The organism is Arthrobacter sp. P1_D12 (assembly GCF_056406175.1).
Window position 1 is genome coordinate 1 of record NZ_JBFUAR010000015.1, and the last position, 19,852, is coordinate 19,852.

At 65.6% G+C, this 19,852-nt stretch carries 19 protein-coding genes and 2 pseudogenes; 12 read left to right on the forward strand and 9 right to left on the reverse strand.

All coding sequences use genetic code 11. The features are described 5' to 3' along the window. The 4 genes and pseudogenes from AC1DZV_RS12545 to AC1DZV_RS12560 all read right to left on the reverse strand — a co-directional run. Positions 1-289, reverse strand: a pseudogene (locus tag AC1DZV_RS12545) (HNH endonuclease); the annotation flags it as partial. A 226-nt stretch (positions 290-515) separates the two neighbouring features. After that, complete coding sequence (locus tag AC1DZV_RS12550; protein ID WP_476950472.1) at positions 516-1,466, reverse strand: hypothetical protein; 951 nt, start codon at positions 1,464-1,466, stop codon at positions 516-518. Beyond that, positions 1,463-2,188, reverse strand: coding sequence for a cytochrome b N-terminal domain-containing protein (locus tag AC1DZV_RS12555; protein WP_476953827.1), 726 nt, complete (start codon positions 2,186-2,188; stop codon positions 1,463-1,465). The genes AC1DZV_RS12550 and AC1DZV_RS12555 overlap by 4 nt, the downstream gene beginning before the upstream one ends. Beyond that, entirely contained in the window at positions 2,185-2,352 is a 168-nt protein-coding gene (locus tag AC1DZV_RS12560) for a hypothetical protein (protein WP_476950470.1), read from the reverse strand. The genes AC1DZV_RS12555 and AC1DZV_RS12560 overlap by 4 nt, the downstream gene beginning before the upstream one ends. Positions 2,353-2,486: 134 nt before the next feature. On the opposite strand from AC1DZV_RS12560, the gene AC1DZV_RS12565 reads away from it, so the two are divergent. The 3 genes from AC1DZV_RS12565 to AC1DZV_RS12575 all read left to right on the forward strand — a co-directional run bounded on the left by AC1DZV_RS12565 (position 2,487) and on the right by AC1DZV_RS12575 (position 6,008). Further along, positions 2,487-3,179, forward strand: coding sequence for a Maf family protein (locus AC1DZV_RS12565; RefSeq protein ID WP_243179679.1), 693 nt, complete (start codon positions 2,487-2,489; stop codon positions 3,177-3,179). Positions 3,180-3,326: 147 nt separating this feature from the next. Then, positions 3,327-5,180, forward strand: a complete 1,854-nt coding sequence (locus AC1DZV_RS12570; RefSeq protein ID WP_476953828.1) for an acetyl/propionyl/methylcrotonyl-CoA carboxylase subunit alpha — start codon at positions 3,327-3,329, stop codon at positions 5,178-5,180. A gap of 96 nt (positions 5,181-5,276) precedes the next feature. Continuing rightward, entirely contained in the window at positions 5,277-6,008 is a 732-nt protein-coding gene (locus AC1DZV_RS12575; protein WP_476950468.1) for a glutamine amidotransferase, read from the forward strand. 37 nt (positions 6,009-6,045) lie between these two features. Here AC1DZV_RS12575 and AC1DZV_RS12580 read toward each other — a convergent pair. Further along, positions 6,046-7,368, reverse strand: a pseudogene (locus AC1DZV_RS12580) (MFS transporter); the annotation flags it as partial. A 318-nt stretch (positions 7,369-7,686) separates the two neighbouring features. On the opposite strand from AC1DZV_RS12580, the gene AC1DZV_RS12585 reads away from it, so the two are divergent. From AC1DZV_RS12585 to AC1DZV_RS12595, 3 genes are read left to right on the forward strand one after another with little or no spacing between them, the layout of a single operon-like run. Further along, the gene (locus AC1DZV_RS12585; RefSeq protein ID WP_476953887.1) at positions 7,687-9,078 is read left to right on the forward strand and encodes an MFS transporter; all 1,392 of its coding nucleotides are present in this window, start codon (positions 7,687-7,689) and stop codon (positions 9,076-9,078) included. Position 9,079: 1 nt separating this feature from the next. Beyond that, positions 9,080-11,371, forward strand: a complete 2,292-nt coding sequence (locus AC1DZV_RS12590; RefSeq protein ID WP_476953829.1) for a molybdopterin oxidoreductase family protein — start codon at positions 9,080-9,082, stop codon at positions 11,369-11,371. Beyond that, positions 11,368-12,927 (forward strand): FAD-dependent oxidoreductase, encoded by a 1,560-nt coding sequence (locus AC1DZV_RS12595; protein ID WP_476953830.1) that lies wholly within the window; start codon positions 11,368-11,370, stop codon positions 12,925-12,927. The genes AC1DZV_RS12590 and AC1DZV_RS12595 overlap by 4 nt, the downstream gene beginning before the upstream one ends. Positions 12,928-13,141: 214 nt before the next feature. Here AC1DZV_RS12595 and AC1DZV_RS12600 read toward each other — a convergent pair whose 3' ends face one another. Continuing rightward, positions 13,142-13,564: a YybH family protein gene (locus tag AC1DZV_RS12600; RefSeq protein WP_476953831.1), complete on the reverse strand. Its 423-nt coding sequence runs from the start codon at positions 13,562-13,564 to the stop codon at positions 13,142-13,144. An 896-nt stretch (positions 13,565-14,460) separates the two neighbouring features. Between AC1DZV_RS12600 and AC1DZV_RS12605 the strand changes: the two genes are divergently transcribed. From AC1DZV_RS12605 to AC1DZV_RS12615, 3 genes are all read left to right on the forward strand, one after another. Then, positions 14,461-14,946: a hypothetical protein gene (locus AC1DZV_RS12605; RefSeq protein WP_476950464.1), complete on the forward strand. Its 486-nt coding sequence runs from the start codon at positions 14,461-14,463 to the stop codon at positions 14,944-14,946. A gap of 196 nt (positions 14,947-15,142) precedes the next feature. After that, positions 15,143-15,400, forward strand: coding sequence for a recombinase family protein (locus AC1DZV_RS12610; protein ID WP_476950463.1), 258 nt, complete (start codon positions 15,143-15,145; stop codon positions 15,398-15,400). Between the two features lie 47 nt (positions 15,401-15,447). Further along, the gene (locus AC1DZV_RS12615) at positions 15,448-15,606 is read left to right on the forward strand and encodes a hypothetical protein (protein WP_476950462.1); all 159 of its coding nucleotides are present in this window, start codon (positions 15,448-15,450) and stop codon (positions 15,604-15,606) included. Here AC1DZV_RS12615 and AC1DZV_RS12620 read toward each other — a convergent pair. After that, entirely contained in the window at positions 15,603-15,857 is a 255-nt protein-coding gene (locus AC1DZV_RS12620) for a hypothetical protein (protein ID WP_476953832.1), read from the reverse strand. The two genes, AC1DZV_RS12615 and AC1DZV_RS12620, sit on opposite strands and share 4 nt — an antisense overlap. A gap of 236 nt (positions 15,858-16,093) precedes the next feature. Between AC1DZV_RS12620 and AC1DZV_RS12625 the strand changes: the two genes are divergently transcribed. Continuing rightward, a complete protein-coding gene (locus tag AC1DZV_RS12625) occupies positions 16,094-16,321 on the forward strand; it encodes a hypothetical protein (protein WP_476950460.1) in 228 nt (75 codons plus the stop codon). 211 nt (positions 16,322-16,532) lie between these two features. Then, on the forward strand, positions 16,533-16,874 hold the full coding sequence (locus tag AC1DZV_RS12630) for a hypothetical protein (protein ID WP_476953833.1): 342 nt from the start codon (positions 16,533-16,535) through the stop codon (positions 16,872-16,874). A gap of 193 nt (positions 16,875-17,067) precedes the next feature. On the opposite strand, the gene AC1DZV_RS12635 is transcribed toward AC1DZV_RS12630, so the two are convergent. After that, a complete protein-coding gene (locus tag AC1DZV_RS12635) occupies positions 17,068-17,475 on the reverse strand; it encodes a helix-turn-helix domain-containing protein (RefSeq protein ID WP_476950458.1) in 408 nt (135 codons plus the stop codon). Between the two features lie 143 nt (positions 17,476-17,618). Beyond that, complete coding sequence (locus tag AC1DZV_RS12640) at positions 17,619-18,425, reverse strand: hypothetical protein (RefSeq protein ID WP_476953834.1); 807 nt, start codon at positions 18,423-18,425, stop codon at positions 17,619-17,621. Between the two features lie 300 nt (positions 18,426-18,725). On the opposite strand from AC1DZV_RS12640, the gene AC1DZV_RS12645 reads away from it, so the two are divergent. Then, positions 18,726-19,844: an endonuclease VII domain-containing protein gene (locus tag AC1DZV_RS12645; protein ID WP_476953835.1), complete on the forward strand. Its 1,119-nt coding sequence runs from the start codon at positions 18,726-18,728 to the stop codon at positions 19,842-19,844. Positions 19,845-19,852 lie beyond the last annotated feature (8 nt).

Here is a 19,852-nt window from a genome sequence, read left to right on the forward strand (position 1 = left end):
GCAGGGCGGCGAGCGTGTGCGGCATCTCGGTGATCAGGGCGTTGGCCAGGCCGAGGAGCCGGCCGCCCCTGGCCGGGGATTCGCGCCGGGCCAGGGCGATCTGCGCGCCGATCCCGGCGCCGAGCTTCTCGGCCGGGACCCCGAGCCGGRCTTGTTCGCGGCGCTGGAGCAGGTCGAAGGCCACGGCGAGCCGGGCCTGTTCCGCCGACGCGGCGGACTTCCAGTCCTCCAGTTCCCGGATCCGGTCAATGATCCCGGCACTGTCCGTGGCCATGCTCACGGAACCCATCGGTCCGGCGGCCAGCCGGCCCGCCACGTCCGAGACGGCTGCCTCCGCGGTGCCCGGAATGGCGGCGGCATCGCTCCCGGCGCGGCTTAAGCCGGTGTCGCCGTGTCCTGCCCGAGCCACTTCGGGCCCGTGATTGCCGTCCATGAATCCAGTGTTTCAGGGACCTCTGACAATAACGCGCCTGTGCTCCTCAGCCGATGCTAGGCGTCACGGATTGCCGGCAGACTCAGCGGTTGCGGTAGTAGTCCTTCCAGATCAGGCGATGGAGGGGGATCACCCGCGGCAGCGACCGTAGTCCGGGGATGAACGGCAGCAGGGCCAGCAACGCCGTCAGCACGAACATAGTGACGACGACGAGGGCATCGGCATTGGGCGCGGACTTGAACGGTTCCACTTGGTAAAGGAGCGAGAAGAGCCACAACCAGGACTGCCCAGGCGTATCGCCGGTTTCGTTCATGACGCCCCACTGATCCCCGGAGAGGTGTTGGCTGGCCGCAAGATCCGGGAAGTAGCCGCCGTCGCCCAAAAAGAGGAGGCCGCGCGTGTAGTCCATGTTGTAGAAGTTTCCACCGTTCTGCAGCACGCCGTCCAAACTGCCTTGGCGCGCCATCTCCAGCAACGCTCCGGTCAGTGCAGGAACGGGGCCATAGTCGCCGTCGCCCACCTGGGCCGGGTCGTTATCCGGCGCAGCGGCAAGGGCGTCCGAATAGGCAGTTGCCCAGGCTGAGCGCTGCTGATCCGTGGCGGCCGTCCAGCTCGCCAGCTCTGCTGGCGGCGACGGCAGGGTCGCCAGCGGGGCGATCACAAAGTCATTGGCGGTATCAACCGGAAGGCGGACGCCGGAGAGGCTTTGAAGGTCCACGGGGCCGATGTTCTGCGTCGCGTCCGGGGTCGAGTTGTAGGGCGGCCCGTATCCGGCAGTATCGCTGGTGCCGGCAAGCTCTTTCGCGGCGGTGCCAACGAAATCCGCGGGGGCGGCCGTGGCCCACGCCTTGAGGCTGACGCTGGGCTCATCAGGGGACCCGAAGATGGCGGACACACCGAACACGAGCAGGCCGACCACCACAACGCCGATGATCAGTTCTTTGATGAGGTCATATTCGCGGACGCTGCCCGTCCAGGGCCGGCTGGCAACGTCGTCCGCCTTCCGCCACGTGGTACTACTTTTCCTGGTCATTGCACTGCGCCCCCGGGTTCGGTGGCCTCAGGAGGTTCGGTGGCCTCCGGGCGGTTGTGAAGCAGCTGGGCGTCGGACTCCGCGGCATCCAGTGGAGGTGCAACGCCGTGGACCCGGACCAGCAGGACGTGGAGGATCACCACAGCGCCCACGGCCAAGGGCAGCAGCGTGACGTGCCAGGTGAAGAGCTGACCGACGTTGGCCACATTGAACCAAGCGCCTACGCCGACCGCGTTCAGCGCATCCTTCGCTTCAAAGGCAATCCACTGCGAGTCGAAGTTCGTCTGGAGCAGATACCCGGTGAAGGCCGCCACGATGGAAACGACAAAGGAGATCACGCCGGTGATCCAGGTCAGGACCCGGCCCCCGCGCCAGGCCGCCATCCAGAATTTCAGCCACAGGTGCACCACCATGAAGATGAAGAAGAACTCCACGCTCCACAAATGCGTGCTGTTGACGAAACTCCCCAGCGGGGAAACGTGATACCACTGGGGTCCGTTCAGTCCCAGCACAATCCCGGAAACGATGATCCACAGTAGGGACGCGATTGCCCCCATGCCGAATACGTACGCCCAGGATGCCACGAAGCTTGGCTGGTCCTCGGGCAAAAGTTTGTCCGGCGGAAGCTTCCTCAGGAGCCACCGGCGGGCCCTGCCGGTCAAGGTACGGGCGCCTGCTTCATCGACCTGCGCGCCGCGTCCCGGTGTTGCAGGGGCAGTCATTTCCGCCGCTTCCCTCCGGGGAAAGGCAGGACCAAGGCCAGGATGAACAAGATGATCATCACGACGATCACGATCAGGTTTCCGGATTGGATGATGAAACCGTCCCAGCCAAAATATGTTCCATCACCAACCATGCCAACGCTTGCCGCCAGCCATCCAGACATGAGCTGCTCGATTCTTTTTAGGATGCCGGTTCAACTCCACCACTGTCAGGTATCCGCAAACAGGGTCTTCTGCCCCGTCCAGGCGTCCTTCCGGGACCCGGTGTTGCTGTGCTGCGGTGGATTAGGCTGGATCCGTGACCCGCCTCATTCTTGCCTCCCAGTCCCCCGCCCGCACCAAGCTGCTCAGCCACGCCGGCATCGCCCACGAGGTCCTCGTCTCGGACGTCGACGAGGACGCCGTGCAGGCCCGCTACGGCGTGACGGATCCGCATGACACGGCTCTGTTGCTTGCCCGGGCCAAGGCAGAGGCCGTCGCCTCGTTGCCCGAGGCGGACGGCGCAATCGTGATCGGCTGCGACTCGGTCTTCGAGTTCGACGGCGAGGCCCACGGAAAGCCCTACACGGCCGACGTCGCCCGGGAGCGTATGCTCCGCATGAGCGGCAGCATGGGCGTCCTGCACACCGGCCACTGGCTCGTGGACTGCCGCGACACAGACACAGACTCAGAAGACGACGACGGCGACGTCACCGCGCGCGGCACCGGCGCCACCCTGGGCTCGGTGTCCTCGGCCGAGGTGCACTTCATGGAGATGAGCGCCGAGGAAATCGAGACCTACATCGCCACCGGCGAGCCGCTCCAGTGCGCCGGCTCCTTCACGATCGACGGCTACGGCGGGGCGTTCATCCGAAAGGTCGACGGCGATCCCCACACCGTCGTCGGGCTTTCCATCTCCACTCTGCGCGCCCTGCTCGGCCAGGCAAATGTGGGCATCACCGAGCTCTGGACCGGCGGGGCTGCGGACCCGGCGGACATCCGTGCCGAGTAACGACGGAATGCGTGGCGGAGTGAGCCAATTAGCCGCCCTTTGTGGCAACCCTACAAAGGAAGGGCCGTATACGCGCGGAATCCGCAAGTAATATCGGCGGAACCCTCAAAACCGCGCTAGGCTCCCTGAAGGAAAGAAGGAGACGCCTTGTCAGCAAATTCGGAGCAGTCCGCACCCATCGTGCCGGGATCAACGCAGTCATCTACACCCGCGGGCATCCGCCGGCTGACCAAGGTGCTGATCGCCAACCGCGGAGAAATTGCGGTGCGCATCATCCGCGCCGCCCGCGATGAAGGCATCGCCTCGGTGGCTGTCTACGCGGACCCCGATCGCGACGCGCTGCACGCCCGGCTCGCTGACGAGGCCTACGCGCTCGGTGGCAACACCGCCGCGGAGTCCTACTTGGTGATGGACAAGATCATCGACGTCGCCCGCCAGTCCGGCGCGGACGCCATCCACCCCGGGTACGGGTTCCTGGCCGAGAACGCCGAGTTCGCCGCCAAGGTGATCGATGCCGGCATTACGTGGATCGGCCCCTCCCCCGAGGCGATCTCTGCCCTGGGCGACAAGGTCCAGGCCCGCCACATTGCCGAGAAGGTCGGCGCCCCGCAGGTCCCCGGCACCGCCGACCCGGTCGAATCCGCCGAGGAAATCCTCGACTTCGTGGACAAGTTCGGCCTGCCTGTCGCCATCAAGGCGGCCTTCGGCGGCGGCGGACGCGGCATCAAGGTGGCCCGCACCCGCGAAGAAATCCCCGAACTCTTCGAATCCGCCGTGCGCGAGGCCACCGCCGCCTTCGGCCGCGGCGAGTGCTTCATTGAGCGCTTCCTGGACGCCCCGCGCCACGTCGAGACCCAGTGCCTGGCCGACGCCCACGGCAACGTCGTGGTGGTCTCCACCCGCGACTGCTCGCTCCAGCGCCGGAACCAAAAACTCGTCGAGGAAGCCCCGGCCCCGTTCCTCACCGAGGAACAGAACCGCCGGCTCTACGAATCCTCCAAGGCCATCCTCAAGGAGGCGGGCTACCTCGGCGCAGGCACCTGCGAATTCCTCGTCGGCCAGGACGGCACCATCTCCTTCCTCGAGGTCAACACCCGCCTTCAGGTGGAGCACTGCGTCTCCGAGGAAGTCACCGGGATCGACCTCGTCCGCGAACAGTTCCGGCTGGCCCGCGGCGAGGAGCTCGGCTACGGCGACCCGGAAGTCCGCGGCCACTCGATCGAATTCCGCATCACCGGCGAGGACCCGGGCCGGAACTTCATGCCCGCCCCCGGCACCATCACGGTACTGAAAAACCCCACCGGTCCCGGTATCCGCGTCGATTCCGGCGTGGAGCAGGGCGATGTCATCAGCGGCAACTTCGACTCCATGCTCTCCAAGCTGATCGTCACCGGCGCCACCCGCGCCCAGGCCCTGCAGCGCTCCCGGCGGGCACTGGAGGAAATGGTGGTGGAGGGCATCCCCACCGTCATCCCGTTCGACCTCGCGGTGGTTTCCAATCCCGATTTCGCACCGGCCGAAGGCCCCTTCAAGGTCCACACCCGCTGGATCGAGACGACCTTCGTCAATGACATTCCGGCCTGGACCCCGACCGGCACCGAGGCTGAAGCGGCCGACGCCGGCGACCGCCAGCGCGTCGTCGTCGAGGTCGGCGGAAAGCGCCTGGAAGTGGTGCTGCCGGCGTCGCTGGGCTCAGTCAGCAACGCCGCAGGCGCCAAGCCGGCCAAGGCCAAGAAGCGCTCCCGCGGTGGCGGCGCACCCGCGGCAGCGAGCGGCAACGCCCTGACCTCCCCCATGCAGGGGACCATCGTGAAGGTAGCCGTCGCCGAGGGTGAGACGGTTGCCGAGGGCGATCTCGTCGTCGTGCTCGAGGCGATGAAGATGGAACAGCCGCTCACCGCCCACCGCGCCGGGATCGTCATCGGCCTCGCCGCGGCGGCCGGCGAGACCGTGTCCGCCGGCGCCATCATCGCCATGATCGAGGACGGCGCCGCAGAGTAAGCGGTACACGGTACGGCGACGGCGGACGGCCGGCGCCGCTGCCGGCCGCGGGCGCGCCTCTGGCGCGTCCGCGACCGGCCAGTAGAGACTTGGAGTGTGAAGCCATTCCTGCTCCTCGCCTCGCGCGCGGAAGACACCGCCGCCGAGGACGAATACCGCGCCTACCTTCGCTACTGCGGACTCCAGCCCGAGCAGCTCCAACGCATCCGGATGGAAGCCGCCCCGCTGCCCGCGCTTGAGTTGTCCGACTATTCGGGTGTCATTGTGGGCGGCAGTCCCTTTACTTCCAGCGACCCGGCCGAGCACAAGAGCGCCGCACAGCACCGGGTGGAGCGCGAACTCGCCGGGCTGCTGGACAGGATCGTGGCCGAGGACTTCCCGTTCCTCGGCGCCTGCTACGGCGTCGGCACCCTCGGACTGCACCAGGGCGCCGTGATCGACCGGACGTACGGTGAAGGGCTCGGCGGCGTCACCATCAAACTGACGGCGGAGGGGCTGCAGGATCCCCTTCTGCGCGGGCTGCCGGAGAGCTTTACGGCGTTTACCGGCCATAAGGAAGCCTGCACCGTCCTGCCCTCCCATGCGGTGCTGCTGGCCAGCTCGGCCGCCTGCCCGGTGCACATGTTCCGGATCAAGACCAACCTGTATGCCACGCAGTTCCACCCCGAGCTTGATGCTGACGGGCTCGTCACCAGGATCGATATCTACCGCCATGCCGGCTACTTCCCGCCGGAATCGGCCGAAATGCTCATGGATGACGCCCGGCAGTTCACTGCGACAGAACCGATGAAGATCCTGCGGAACTTTGTGGAGCGCTACGCGAGCTGAGCCCCTCCAACGCAGAAGCCCGGTGTGTTCATTGAACAACACCCACCAGCACGGTGCTGCCCCCGGCCAGTTCCCAGAGCCAGACGGCGATGAACGGAGCCACGGCAGCGCCCAGGATGCTGGAGACGTTGTAGCTGATGGCGGAGCCGGTGTAGCGGACATTGCCCGGGAACAACTCCGGCAGGAGCGCACCCATGGGACCGAACGTCAGGCCCATGAGCGAGAAGCCGATGATCAGCAGCGCCATGGCACCGGCGAACCCAGCACTGAACAGCGGAACGAACAGCAGGCCGAAGGCAAGGATGCCGAAGGTGACAACGATCAGCATCTTGCGGCGGCCGAACTTCTCGGCCAGCGGGCCGGAGACCAGCGTGAAGATACCGAAGAATACGACACCGGCGATCAGCATCCAGAGGAAATCGTTCCGGCTGTAGCCCAGACCCGGGACGAACGCAGCGGCAGCGGCCTCGGTCATCGGCTTGCCGGCCTTTTCGGCGGCGGCCTTGGCCGTGTCCAGACTGGACGCCCGGGTGCCGTAGGTCAGCGTGAACGTGGTCATCAGGTAGAAGAGCACGTAGGTGGCGAGCATGATGAACGTGCCCAGGATCAGCGGGCGCCAGCTGGTCTTGAAGACCCGTGCCAGCGGCAGCTTGGCAACCTCGTTGGATTCGAGGACCTTGGTGAAGGCCGGGGTTTCGATCAGCTTGAGGCGCACGTAGAGACCGATGATGACCATGACGGCACTGAGCAGGAACGGGACCCGCCAGCCCCATTCCATGAAGGCTTCCGGTGTCAGGGTGTAGCTGAAGACCAGGAAGATTACGTTGGCGATGATGAAGCCGATCGGGGCTCCCAGCTGCGGGAACGTGCCATAGATGGCGCGCTTGTTCGACGGGGCGTTTTCGGTGGCCAGCAGCGCCGCGCCACTCCATTCGCCGCCGAGGGCCAGGCCCTGGCAGAAGCGCAGGACCACGAGGAGCGCCGGGGCCAGGAAGGTCCAGCCCGGGACGCTCGCCGTCGGCAGGCAGCCGATCAGGAAGGTGGCAATACCCATGGTCAGCAGGGAGGCCACCAGCGTGCCCTTGCGGCCGAACTTGTCACCGAAGTGGCCGAAGATGACCGAGCCGAGCGGGCGGGCGATGAACGCGACGCCGAACACGGCGAAGGATGCCAGCAGCTGGGTGGTCTCGTTCTGCCCGGGGAAGAAGAGCTTCGGGAAAACGAGCACGGCCGCGGTGGCGTAAACGTAGAAGTCATAGAACTCGACGGTGGTACCGATCAAGCTGGCGACAATCACGCGGCCGCGCGAATTCACCTGCTTGGTGGACCCATGCTCCGCGGAGGTGGCAGTGGATGACATGTAGTAACGCTTTCATGAAGACCGGTCGGATATTTCCCCAAGAGCCCGATGCCCGGGGCCGCCGGCTAGGGATTCGTATACGTCTGATAATAGTTCCCACCGTCCAGTCAATGGACAAATAGTCCGCTATTTGGACTCCGTGTCGTTGTCTCACGTGGTGGTCGTCACACCTATTCTCACACCGTCATAAAAGCCCCGATAGGCAAAAGTCACAGCGCGTTAATAAACCGCGTCCGTCCCGGAAACGCGGCGTCCCTACCTTTGAAGGACATCACCCCCAAGGAGGTCTCCCAAGTGACTGCTGAACGCACCGCCGAAATCGGCACCGCAGAGGTCGGCGCCGCCAGTACCGGCGGCACCCTTACCCTCGACCACCGGCCCGGCCGCTGGATCGCCAACTGGGATGCGGAAAACAAGGAGCAGTGGGCGTCGGCCGGCCGCTCGATCGCCCGGCGCAACCTGAACTGGTCCATCTTCGCCGAGTTCCTGGGCTTCGTGGTCTGGCAGCTGTGGTCGATCGTGGTGGTCCAGCTTCCCTCCGCCGGCTTCGAGTTCTCCACCAACGAGATCTTCTGGCTGATCTCCATGCCAAGCCTCGTCGGCGCCACGCTCCGGATCCCCTACACGTTCATGGTTCCCCGCTTCGGCGGCCGCAACTGGACCATCGTGTCCGCCCTGTTGCTGCTGATCCCCACGATCGGCCTGGGCCTGTGCGTCGCCAACCCGGCCACCCCGTTCGGCGTCATGCTGTTCGTGGCCGCGCTGGCCGGCTTCGGCGGCGGCAACTTCGCCAGCTCGATGGCGAACATCACCTTCTTCTACCCCGCACGGGAAAAGGGCTGGGCCCTGGGCCTGAATGCCGCCGGCGGAAACCTCGGTGCCGCCGTCGCACAGCTGGCCGTGCCGATCGCCATCACCCTGCTGGCAGCCGGCACCGTGAACCTGCCCGTCGCAGGGTTCATGTGGGTTCCGCTGATCCTGCTGGCGGCTTTCGGTGCCTGGAAGTACATGAACAACCTCACCAGCGCCAAGGGCGACGTGGCAGGTTCGCTGGCCGCGATCAAAGAGCCGCACCTGTGGATCATGGCGCTGCTGTACATCGGCACCTTCGGCTCCTTCATCGGCTTCGCCGGCGTCTTCCCCAAGCTCATCAAGGACTACTTCCCGGCATTTTCCTCGATCTCCGTCGGCACCGTGGCCCTGTCCCTGGCCTTCCTCGGCCCGCTGGTCGGGTCCCTGGCCCGCCCGTACGGCGGACGCATGGCGGACCGGATGGGCGGGGCCCGCATGACCGTCGCAGCCTTCGCCGCCATGGCCGTCATGACCCTCACCATGCTCTGGACCCTGCCGCTGAAGAACTTCTGGCTCTTCCTCTTCCTGTTCCTGCTCCTGTTCACCGCCAGTGGCTTCGGAAACGGCGCCACCTACCGCATGATCCCGATCATCTTCGCCACCTCCAGCCGGGCCGCCCGCTCCGGGGCAAGCACGCACACCACCCAGCGGCTCGCGTCCTCAGCCCTCGGCCTGATCTCGGCCATCGGCGCCTACGGCGGATTTATCATCCCCCAGGTCCTCAACGCCTCCAACACCGCCAGCGGTTCCTACACCTCGGCGTTCTACGGATTCGTGGGGACCTACGTCCTGATGCTGGTGGTCTGCTGGTTCTGCTACATCCGCAACGCCAACCGAAATGCGATGGGACACGTCTAACATGACCAAAAGCGCCGACACGCACTGCCCTTACTGCGCTCTGCAGTGCGCCATGACGCTCACATCTCCAGCGGCTCTGACCCCGGCTGTCCAGCCGGGGTCAGAGCCCGTAGACGCTGCACCGGGCCCAGCCACTACCCCAACGTCCGCGCCGCTCCTGACAGTCGCCGGACGGGACTTCCCCACCAACCGCGGCGGCCTGTGCCGCAAGGGCTGGACCTCCGCCTCGTTGCTGGATCACCCGGGCCGCGTCACGGAACCCCTGCTGAAGGGCGCCGACGGCGTCCACCACCCGGTCAGCTGGGACGAGGCCCTCATGCGGATCGTCTCCGCCGTAAAGCAGGCCCGCCTCGAGCACGGGGCTGACGCCGTCGGCGTGTTTGGCGGCGGCGGCCTCACCAATGAGAAGGCCTACCAGCTGGGCAAGTTCGCCAGGCTGGCTTTGGGCACCTCACGGATCGACTACAACGGGCGGTTCTGCATGTCCTCGGCCGCCGCGGCCGGCATGCGCGCCTTCGGCCTGGACCGCGGGCTCCCGTTCCCGCTCGCGGACCTCGACACCGCCGGCACCATCCTGATGCTCGGCTCCAACGTTGCCGAGACCATGCCGCCCTTCGTCCAGCACCTCCAGGGGGCCCGCGACGCCGGCGGCCTGATCGTCGTCGACCCCCGGCGCTCCGCCACCGCCGCCTTTACCTCCGACGGCGGCGGGCTGCACCTGCAGCCGCTGCCCGGCACCGACCTTGCCCTGCTCCTGGGCATCTCCCACGCGGTGATCCACGAGGGCCTCGCGGACGCGGCATACATCGCGGACCGGACCACGGGTTATGACGCCGCGGTCCGCAGCGTCGCGAGCTTCTGGCCCGAACGGGTCCAGTCGATCACCGGCGTCCCCGCCGGGCTGATCCGTGAAACCGCCCGGAGGCTGGCCGACGGCGCCGGCAAGGGCGGCAGCTACATCCTCACCGGCCGCGGCGTCGAACAGCACGTGGACGGCACTGACACCGCCACGGCCGCCATTAACCTCTCCCTCCTGCTGGGCCTGCCGGGCTCCGCGCGCAGCGGCTACGGCACGCTCACCGGCCAGGGCAACGGCCAGGGCGGCCGCGAACACGGCCAGAAGGCGGACCAGCTCCCCGGCTACCGGAAGATCACCGATCCCGCCGCCCGCGCCCACATGGCCAGGGTCTGGGGCGTGCCCGAACCCCTGATTCCCGGCCCCGGCCTTCCCGCCGTCGAATTGCTCAAGTCGCTGGGACAGCCCGACGGCGTCCGGTGCCTCTTCGTGCACGGCGCCAACGTGGCGGTGTCCGCGCCGGACGCGAATGCCGTGATCGCGGGCCTGCGCAGCCTGGACTTCCTGGTGGTGTGCGACTTCTTTCTCTCCGAGACCGCCGCCGAGGCAGACCTGGTCCTGCCGGTGACCCAGTGGGCCGAGGAGGAAGGAACCCTCACCAACCTCGAGGGCCGCGTGCTCCGCCGCCGCCGGGCCCTCACTCCCCCGCCCGGTGTCCGCAGCGAGCTGTGGATCATGACCCGGCTGGCCGAAATGCTGCACGCGCCCTCCACCTTCAGCGAGGATCCGGAAACAGTGTTTGAGGAGCTCCGGCTCGCGTCCTCCGGCGGCCTGGCCGACTACTCCGGGATCGACTACGCCATGCTGGACCGCGGCGAGGCCGCCTACTGGCCCTACCCCGCCGGGAGCGCGGGCACGCCGCGGCTCTTCCTGGACGCCTTTGCCCATGCGGGCGGCCGGGCCGTGTTCACGCCGGTGACGCCCCGGCGTCGTTCTTCTTCTGCGGGCTTCGCGTCCGCGGCGGACCGCCGGGCGGACCAGCGGGACGACCGGGCCGGCGACGATCGTCCCGGCACGCCGATGACCCTCATTACCGGCCGCCTGATGGAGCACTACCAGTCCGGCGCGCAGACCCGCCGGGTGGCCGCCCTGGCCGAGGCACAGCCGGAGGCGCGGCTCCAGCTCCACCCCGCCGCGGCCGCCGCCCAGGGCATCGCCGACGGCGACTACGTCTCGATTTCCAACGAACGCGGCGTGGTCAGCTGCCGCGCCGAGCTGAGCACGGATATCCGCCCGGAGACGGTGTTCCTGCCGTTCCACTTCCCGGAGCTCGAGAGCGCCAACCGGCTCACGGAGGCGGCCACGGACCCCATTTCCGGGATGCCCGAGTTCAAGACCAGCAAGGTGTGGATTCGCCCGGCAGCTTCCCCGGATGCCCCGGCCGGCAATCACAGCGGCGTTCCGGCCCGCGTTCTTCAAGCAGAGGAGACCTCATGACTGAGCGGATTGTGGTGGTGGGCTTCGGGCCCGTCGCCGCGAGGCTGATCGACGAGCTGCTGCCGGCCGTGCGCAGCGGCATCGCACACCTGACCGTGGTCGGCGAAGAGTCCGAGGCGGCGTACAACCGCGTGCTGGTGGCGGATCTTGGCGTCGGCCGGACGACGCCGGCCGCACTGGCCCTCGCGGACGCGGCGGCACTGGTGGCCGACGGCGTCGATGTCCGGCTGGGCGTCCGCGTCCGCCGCGTGGACCGCGCCCGGCAGCGGGTCTTGTTGAGCGACGGCACCTCCCCCGGTTACGAGCGGCTCGTCTTCGCCACCGGTTCACGGCCGGTCATCCCGAACCTGACCGGGCTCAACCCGGACCCGGCCGCGCCGGTGCTGCCGCCGGGCGTGACCGCCCTGCGCGATCTTCGCGACGCGTCCGTGTTGCACTCTGCCGTGGCCGGCGGCAAGCGCGTGGTGGTCCTGGGCGGCGGTGTGCTGGGCCTGGAGACGGCCCTCGCCGGGGCCGAGGAAGGCGCCACGATGACCGTGGTGCACAACGGCCCGCATCCTTTGGGCCGGAACATCGACCGCGGCGGCGGCGCCGTGCTCGCGGCGTCCCTGCGGAACTGCGGCGTGCGGGTGACCGGCAGCGCCCGCTCGGTCGGCGTCGAACACAACGCGCCCGACGGCGGCTTCTCCGCCTTGTTGCTGGATGACGGCTCCGCGATCGACGGCGACCTCCTGGTCCTCTCCTGTGGTGTCCGGCCGCGGACCGAACTTGCGGAGGGCTGCGGGCTCTCCACCGGGGCCGGGATCCTGGTGGACCACAAGCTCCGCGCCCACCACGAGCCCCACATCTTCGCGATCGGCGACTGCGCCGAGGTCCGCTGCCCGGACTCCGAGTGCGTTCAGTGCCGGACGGCGAGGGGTCCCTCCGGGCTGGTCGGCCCGGGCTGGCGGCAGGCCGAATGGCTCGCCGACTACCTGACCCTGCTGGCATCCGGGGCTCCTGCCGAGGCGGAAGCCTTGCCGGCACTTCCGGCGGAACTCCCGGGCGTGATCGTGCTCAAGGCCCGCGGCATGAACCTGGCCGTGGCCGGGGACGTGTCCGCAGACCCCTGGGACGAGGAAGCCTTGAGCGCCGGGGCCGTGAACGGCCGGGCCCGGCTGCAGATCGCCCAGTGGGCCGATCCCGAGCACGGCCGCTACGTCAAGATGACCACCCGCGCCGGCGTGCTGGAAGGGCTCGTGGCCGTGGGCATGCCGCGAACCTCGGCCGAGCTGGTGCAGCTCTTCGAACGCGGCGCGGAACTGCCGGCGGACCGGTCGCTGCTGCTGCGCCTGGACGGGCCGGACCAGGTCGCTTCCCCAGGTGCCGCCGACCCCGCCCGGACGGTCTGCCGGTGCGCCGGCGTCAGCGGAACGGCCATTGCCACTGCCGTGTCCGAGGGCTGCGGAACGGTGCCCGAGGTATCGGCGTCCACCCGCGCCGGCACGGGCTGCGGTGGCTGCCACGAGGACATCAAGGGCATCATCGAGGCCCACTTTCAGGGGGCGGCTGCCTGAGTTCTAGCTCGGCGACGGCGCAGCTTCACCTCAAGGCTTGCGCCGACGGGGGCGCCCCGATGGTCTTCCTCAAGATGCATGGGGGGCTTGTCGCACCCTCGACCGGGACACGCCTGGGACAATGGGGGCTCGGCGTCGAGCGCACGGCCGCTGGTCAGGCCGGTCATGCTCGACTGCAACCCGGGGTGGACTCGGATCGCGTGATTCCCGGGCGTCATTTTCGTAAGACGGCGTCCGGGGCCTGCGGTGTGGTGATCGGGTCTGCGTGGCGATGAACGAGTGCCCACGTGTCGCCTTCAAGGCGATAAATGCTCGTTACCCGCAGATCAAATGGCGAGATTTTGTCGCCTCCTCCGATCTTGGCCTGCCAGTGTTCTATGTCCAGGAAGCAGGCGAGATCGGTAGTGACGTGCTTGGTGAGGGCATCAAAAGCCGTGACGCGTCCATCTTGGAACCGTGCCGCCGCTGAATCGAGCGCCCCTGATACTCGCTCCCAGCCCACCACCGGAGGGCCCCAAGGATTAGCAAGGGAGACATCTCCGCTGTGGGAGAAAATGGCCTTGGCGGGTTCCGGGTCGCCTTTAGCAAAGTCATTTACCGCTTGATGAAACTGGTCGATGACCTCGTCAAGCTGCATTGGTCCCACCTTCACTGCGCTGCGCTGTCGAACTTCTTCTGCCACTGGGCATGCTCGCGGCCAGCTTCCAGCCGGCGGTTCGCGGTCCACCTGGGCAGGTATGTGGGCGCTGGCATCTCGCGGGCAGGCTTGGACCTGTGCGTGGGCTCAGGCCGGGTCTGCACAGGCTTGGGTCTGGGGCGGGTCTGGACCTGCTTGGCCACAGGCCGGGTCTGGACGGGCTTCCGGGGGTAGCTCGACCGTGTGTCGGCTGTGTGGTGCCTCTTCCAGGCCACAAGCGCCCAGATGAAGAGTCCTGTCAGGGTGAGTTGCCAATAAGTGACCAGTATCCCGATGACGACCAAGATTAGAAATAGGGCGGGGATCCACATGGCGACATTATGCCTTTGCTTGACGCCAGGAGGTAGAGGCCATATTCCCCGATCGCCCGCACGGAGCCCTGAAGGAAGACCGGCGCACCCGAAGAGAACGCCAAGCTGGGCCGGCCATCATCGAGGAGAGCCCCCGACCAACCGTGAGGGCTCTGGCTAGCTCCGCTCCGCTAAGGCTAAGCGGCCTTTCCAAACCACACAGGGATGAACACATACCGGGAAGCCCGAACATTCATCATGCACAGCACAGTGCGTGACTCGTGGCGCGCCACGGGGTCGCCCGTACCGCTGGTTTTTCTAAGGCCACTTTCGCTACATGCAGTTCATTCGCGCCCGATCCTGCGGGAGCCGCGATGCTGCCAGTCGGGCTGGCCTAGCTCCATAAACAGGTAGCGGACGCCCGATAACCAAGTAGTGGATACCCGCGTTGGAGCGGGAGGGCCGCGATAACCTGCAAGGGCTTTGCAGTCAGGGACTCGTCCCGTACCGCTGGGGGACTTTCGTAAGCTACAAAGGAGTACCTTCATGAAACGCTGGCTCGCACCCATCACCCTCGCAGCCGCCGCTGCACTCTCCGCAAGTGCCGGCCCGGCCTTTGCCGCCGCCACTCCCACACCGGTCGACCCAACGCCTTTCCCGATCGCCTGCCCGACGTTCAACCTCCAGGCTCAGCTCTCGGGCAAGGGAGGGACCATCGTCCTGCCAGGAAACCGCACGTTCTTTACCGGTCCCAACCTGAGGATCACCCTCACGGGCCCCGCTCCTACCTTCAAAACGGTGACCTACGTCATCACCGGACTGACCAAAGTCACGACTCTGCCAGACGGCAGCTTTGACGTCACCGCGACGGGTAGGAACACCATCATCGTCCCCGAAGCCAACGGGCATCCTGCAGGGCTGTTCCTCACGACGGGCACCATGCACTGGACGCTCAATGCCGATGGCACTGAAAGGACGAGGTTCTCCGGCAACGGCACGGAAACGGACGTCTGCCAGCTGCTGGCGCCCTAACAACCGACCAACGCAGGGCGCCCCGGCCCAGTTGCCGCGGGCGCTTTTGCGTTTAAATCTGCTATCCCAGATATCCCTGAAGCACAGCTCAGCGCCCGGTGGCGTGTTGACCTTACGCAGGCCCGGCGGTGGAGGAATAGTAGACTCGGTCGAAACTTCAGAACGACGGCGGCCTCGGTCCGCTTCGCGAGATGCAATGGCCAAGCTCGGGGAGACCAAGCACCTTGGGCGCAAGCGCCAGCTCCCGGCGGAGACCGTGGAACGGATCAGGGCGGAACGTGCCGGCGGTGCCAGCATGGCCAAGATCGCCGCCGGTCTGAATGAGGATGGCGTGGCCACAAGCCAGGGGGGCGCCAAGTGGTACCCCTCCACCGTGAAAGCCGTATTGGACAGCATGGCGCGGGAATCCTTGGAGGGATTCACCGCCTCCAACATGGAAGCAGGGGGCAACTAAGTGGACAAACCGCTACCGCAGACGACATTTACCGTCTACTGCTGGACGTGCAGGACCGACTAGGGGAGCTGGTGGCAGATGGCCGGCTCACGCTGGAGTGTGACGCTGAACAGGCGCACTGCACGGCGCGTAACGCCGTGGGCGTGGTGGTGCATCATCTGGACGCAGCACGGCAGGTGCTGGCCGTGCTGCAGACCAGGGACTAACTGGTTGGCTGACGTTTGGGCTGGTAGTAGAACCACGGCCAGATGCATACCACGGCAACCATCATGAGGATCGTCCCAAACGTTCCAGCCCACCACGCACCCGGCGTGACATCTGACGGGGCCATGCAGTGAAAGGCATCGCCTAAGCAAACCCAATGCTCTGTGGTCCCGTCTTTACCGATCTGCAAAAGGGTGTTGGAGGCGGCAAAGAGCGCGACCATCACCGCGATCCAAATCGCGTTGTATTTCAACCTCGACATTGCTCGCACTTCCCCCACTAGTGAACGATTTGGCATGAGCCTATAACGCAAAGTGCGGACAGTAAGCCGGCAATGCTGGTCAGGTCAACGGCGGTGCGTGTAACGGTCAGGAAATAGGCAATTTCAAAGGCGAACCCATATCATTCTTTGCAGGGCCGGTCAATAGGTCTGGTAAAATAGAAGGAGTGAAATTCTTCACATTTATCTTCTAATTGAAAGGACCTTTGATGGCCAGAATTACCGATGCACCCCGTGCAGGACTTATTTCCCTGAAGCTGTCTGGCGCCCTGCCGGAAACCCACCTTTGTAACAACCTGGATGAATATGAGGCAGTGCTGGCGGCTGCCATGAGCGATGACAGTACGCGCCCTTCCCACCGGGCCGACTTGATCGCCGGCTCTGTTGAGCCGGAGGAAACGTTTGAGGAATACATGGAGCGTCACGGAGCCGAGTAGGCCCCATCATTAAGCCCCTCGTGCCGCTTGGCATGGGGGTTTATTTGTTCCCAGGAAAGGCCTGAAGGGACTATCGGGAGGCGGGTGGCACCCTACCGCCGGGGAGCGCTTTTGGGCGCTCCTGGGGCGACCCAGGCCGCTATAGGGGGTGTCCCTGACCTTTTGGCTACGCTGACGCTGAACGTTCGCTGTTGAATAACTTGGGGGAAATATGAAGGCACGCGCACTTGTCATGATCTTTACCGGCGCGGTTTTCCTGGGAGGGTGCTCTGCACCGATGAGCGCCGCCGATAAGTGCAAGGAATTCAAGGCCCTGGCTCCACAGTTTTCCGTCGGAGCGGGGATGTCCCAGGAATCGCGGAACAAGATCACCGGGCAGTATTCCGACCTCGCCTCCAAGTCTCCGGATGCCTTGAAGAACGATGTGAAAATCGGTGCCGACTACCTCAAAGTCTTGGTAGCCGACAGGGATGTTGATGGGGCAAGCCGCCTCCAAAGCGAATACAGGACGGCAGAACAGCGCATCCAGGCTGCCTGCAGAGCCGTAGGTTAGCCTCCTATTCGCGCATCAAGGCACGTTCGGCGGGGAAGTAGCTGGCAGCTAGCGGCGGGGCAGCAGCCGGCGCCACAGACGGGCAGGCTCAGGCCTGCCCTTAGCCATGTCCGAGGCGGTGTCGCCGTTGCTCACCATGGGTTGCTCAGGCTTGCTCACAGCCGACTCGGTGAGCGTGGCAGGCTGACCGCTCTTACCGTTGTGCCGCCTGCACCTTGTAGCCCCAGAACCGAATTGATAATTCGGCAAGGAGTTCCTCGTCGGTCAACCGGGACGCCGGGCTGACATGCGGTGTGTCGGTTTCCGTCGGTAGCAGGTGCGCGTCGGCCCCGCGCTCCATCTCAGCGAGAGTAACCGCGTCGGGACCTATGTCTGTGCGGCGTTCCCAGAGGTCCTCGATGGAACCCTTGCGCCAGCCGAGGGCCTGCTCGATGCGGCGTTGGGAGTTCGGGTGCGGCACCTTTTTGCCCCCCTCCGCGGACATGATCGTTTTGACGTCGATCCCGGCGGCGAGTGCGAGCTGCCGGCGGGACGGGTACTTGTCTTTGCGGGCTGCGGCAATGAGCTTGCCGATTGCCTCGAGTGTTTCCTGATCTTCCATGGGATTAGGTTCCCTCGAAAAGGAAGTGATGTCAATCCATATTGGATTAAAATCCCTTATTGATGTGGCAGATCGTGGTCCTAGCTGGTGCAAGCGTTGCCATACAAGGGGTGTAAAGCCCACAGGAGGGCTTTGAGGCCCTCCTAGGTGCTACCGGCGGGGGTTATCGGAACGGCCACCAGGCACGCTTGGGGCGTGCGTTTCACTGAGAGCCACGGGAGGGCTTTTAGGCCCTCCTCGGTGCCACGGACACCACGTTTGTCGCGGGCTATCTGTAGGCGTGCGGCGCCGCCATCGTCCAGCGGTATCAGGCTGTCGAGAAGGTCTTCCTCCGATTTGGTTGCCCTCAAAAGAGCATCAGGTATCCGGTAACTGACGACTTCATTGCCGACATGGAAACTAACAAAGGCTCCCGACCCAGCGGTGGCAAGCGAAGCGCTTACCGCCGCAAGTTTTCCGATGGCACGAACGTCCATTGGTCCCGGCCCCTCTCCTGGGGCCTTAACCACAGTCTGGACGGTGTCTGGACTGAATATCTTGGTGGAGCCCTTACCGTGCGGAAGAAGTACGACATTGCAGATGCTTCGGAGGTAGTCCCTCCGGTCATCAATGTGGATGCCCGCCCACTCCACCGCGTATGGGGAATCCTCCGAGACCGGAAGTATTTCATCTTCCGTCGGCGGCTGACGCGCCGCCGCCTCCTCCAGCCGTGCCATGGCGGCGGTGACGCCAGCCAGCTCCTTCTCTATAACCGAGTTGATGGTTCCCAGCATGTGCATCGGTATCTGGCCCAGGGCGGCCTGCATGCCCGCCTCTTCCTGCCGCTTCCGCAGGGCCGTAGCCTCCAGCCCTAGCCGCTCCGCCTCAGGTCCCGAACCGCTGTCCTCAGTCTTGCTCCGGTCGTGTGCGGCCCGAACTGCGACGATCGCAGCGTTGACTACCTTGTCCACGTACTCCATCCTCTTGCTGACGTGGCCAGGGCCACGCACGCCGCAGCGGTAGATGCGGTGCTTCTCGCCGCTACGGGAAGTCACCGTCGCAGACCGGACATATCCGCCGCAATGGCACTGGGCTATGCCCGCTAGCAGGTGGACGGCCTTGTTGGACTGGGACCGCCTGCGGGACTGGTCGCTCAGCACAGCACAGACGCCTCGCCAGACGTTCTCAGAAACAATCGCAGGGAAGGTGGAAGGCCCGACAATCCGCTTGCTGGGTCTGATTTCGTCGGTGGTGCCGATTACAGTTCCGGCATGGAGACGAAAAAAGACGCCGAAGGATGGAACCTGTGCAGCGCCCTCCCCGATGACGGGTGCGAGCTTCGAACCCGGAACAAAGGCGGCAAGTACTGCAATTCGCACGCCCTCCAGATGAACCGGGGTGAGGAGTTCAGGCCTCTCCAGTCCTGGGGAATAGGCCGAGGCCTGACTTGCGCCGGGCCGGGGCGCGGCGGCGAACCCTGCGACCGACAAGTGACACAGCTAGATCTTCCACCAGGACCGCTCTGCAAAGGACATGCAACGCAGCATGAGCGAGACGGAGCGATGTGGCAGTTTCCGCCGAAAGGGGACGACTGGAACGACTGCGCCGCCCTCGACTACGGCTGCGGACGTAAGGCGCACACCCGCGGTGGGCGGTTCTGCCGCACGCACTACAGCCAGCTCCAGCGCGGCGAGCTGACCCCCATCAGGCGGAGGTCACCAAATGGCACACGGTGCGGGGGCCCCGGCCCCGACGGCACGGAATGCGGCCGGAAGGACATCTACCAGGATGATCCGACCCCGTTATGTAAATCCCACGCTGCCCAATACAACGACACGGGCGCCATGCAGGTCGTCGTCCCCCGCTACAAGTTCGCGTCTTTGGAGCGAGACGACGATGGCAACAAGCGGTGCACGAGTTGTCGAGAATGGCTGCCCGAAAAGGATTTCGGAAAGGACAACACCAGTGCCGGCGATGGACTTACGGGCCGTTGCCTAAGGTGCGCAAACGATGCTTCCCGTTTGCGGAAGTTCGGCGTCACCCGGGAACAGTACGATGCCATACTCGCCGCCCAAGGCGGCGTCTGCTGGCTATGCAAGGAACCCCCGGACTTTGGCCGCGAGTCGCTAAACGTGGACCACGACCACCGCTGCTGCGACGACAAGTACAAGACGTGCGGCAGCTGCATACGCGGGCTTATCTGCGGCGCTTGCAACCTTGCCCTCGGTCTGTTGGATCACAAGCCCGAGCGGCTGGAAGCAGGCTTCAAATACCTGGTCGAAGGCGTACCCCACGTCTTGGCATATCTCCAGTCGAAATCACAGTCGGCCGCCCCGCCGACAGTTGGCACCTCACGGCAGGAATCTTCTGAACCGCTGCATAGTGCCTGACGAATTTC

What these genes read in the sequence shown, in the direction of transcription:
- AC1DZV_RS12555 (WP_476953827.1), bottom strand. Translation starts at nt 2,188, where the DNA reads ATGACTGCCCCTGCAACACCGGGACGCGGCGCGCAGGTCGATGAAGCA.
- AC1DZV_RS12550 (WP_476950472.1), bottom strand. Translation starts at nt 1,466, where the DNA reads ATGACCAGGAAAAGTAGTACCACGTGGCGGAAGGCGGACGACGTTGCC.
- AC1DZV_RS12605 (WP_476950464.1), top strand. Translation starts at nt 14,461, where the DNA reads ATGAAACGCTGGCTCGCACCCATCACCCTCGCAGCCGCCGCTGCACTC.
- AC1DZV_RS12590 (WP_476953829.1), top strand. Translation starts at nt 9,080, where the DNA reads ATGACCAAAAGCGCCGACACGCACTGCCCTTACTGCGCTCTGCAGTGC.
- AC1DZV_RS12635 (WP_476950458.1), bottom strand. Translation starts at nt 17,475, where the DNA reads ATGGAAGATCAGGAAACACTCGAGGCAATCGGCAAGCTCATTGCCGCA.
- AC1DZV_RS12595 (WP_476953830.1), top strand. Translation starts at nt 11,368, where the DNA reads ATGACTGAGCGGATTGTGGTGGTGGGCTTCGGGCCCGTCGCCGCGAGG.
- AC1DZV_RS12560 (WP_476950470.1), bottom strand. Translation starts at nt 2,352, where the DNA reads ATGTCTGGATGGCTGGCGGCAAGCGTTGGCATGGTTGGTGATGGAACA.
- AC1DZV_RS12625 (WP_476950460.1), top strand. Translation starts at nt 16,094, where the DNA reads ATGGCCAGAATTACCGATGCACCCCGTGCAGGACTTATTTCCCTGAAG.
- AC1DZV_RS12600 (WP_476953831.1), bottom strand. Translation starts at nt 13,564, where the DNA reads ATGCAGCTTGACGAGGTCATCGACCAGTTTCATCAAGCGGTAAATGAC.
- AC1DZV_RS12610 (WP_476950463.1), top strand. Translation starts at nt 15,143, where the DNA reads ATGGCCAAGCTCGGGGAGACCAAGCACCTTGGGCGCAAGCGCCAGCTC.
- AC1DZV_RS12645 (WP_476953835.1), top strand. Translation starts at nt 18,726, where the DNA reads ATGGAGACGAAAAAAGACGCCGAAGGATGGAACCTGTGCAGCGCCCTC.
- AC1DZV_RS12630 (WP_476953833.1), top strand. Translation starts at nt 16,533, where the DNA reads ATGAAGGCACGCGCACTTGTCATGATCTTTACCGGCGCGGTTTTCCTG.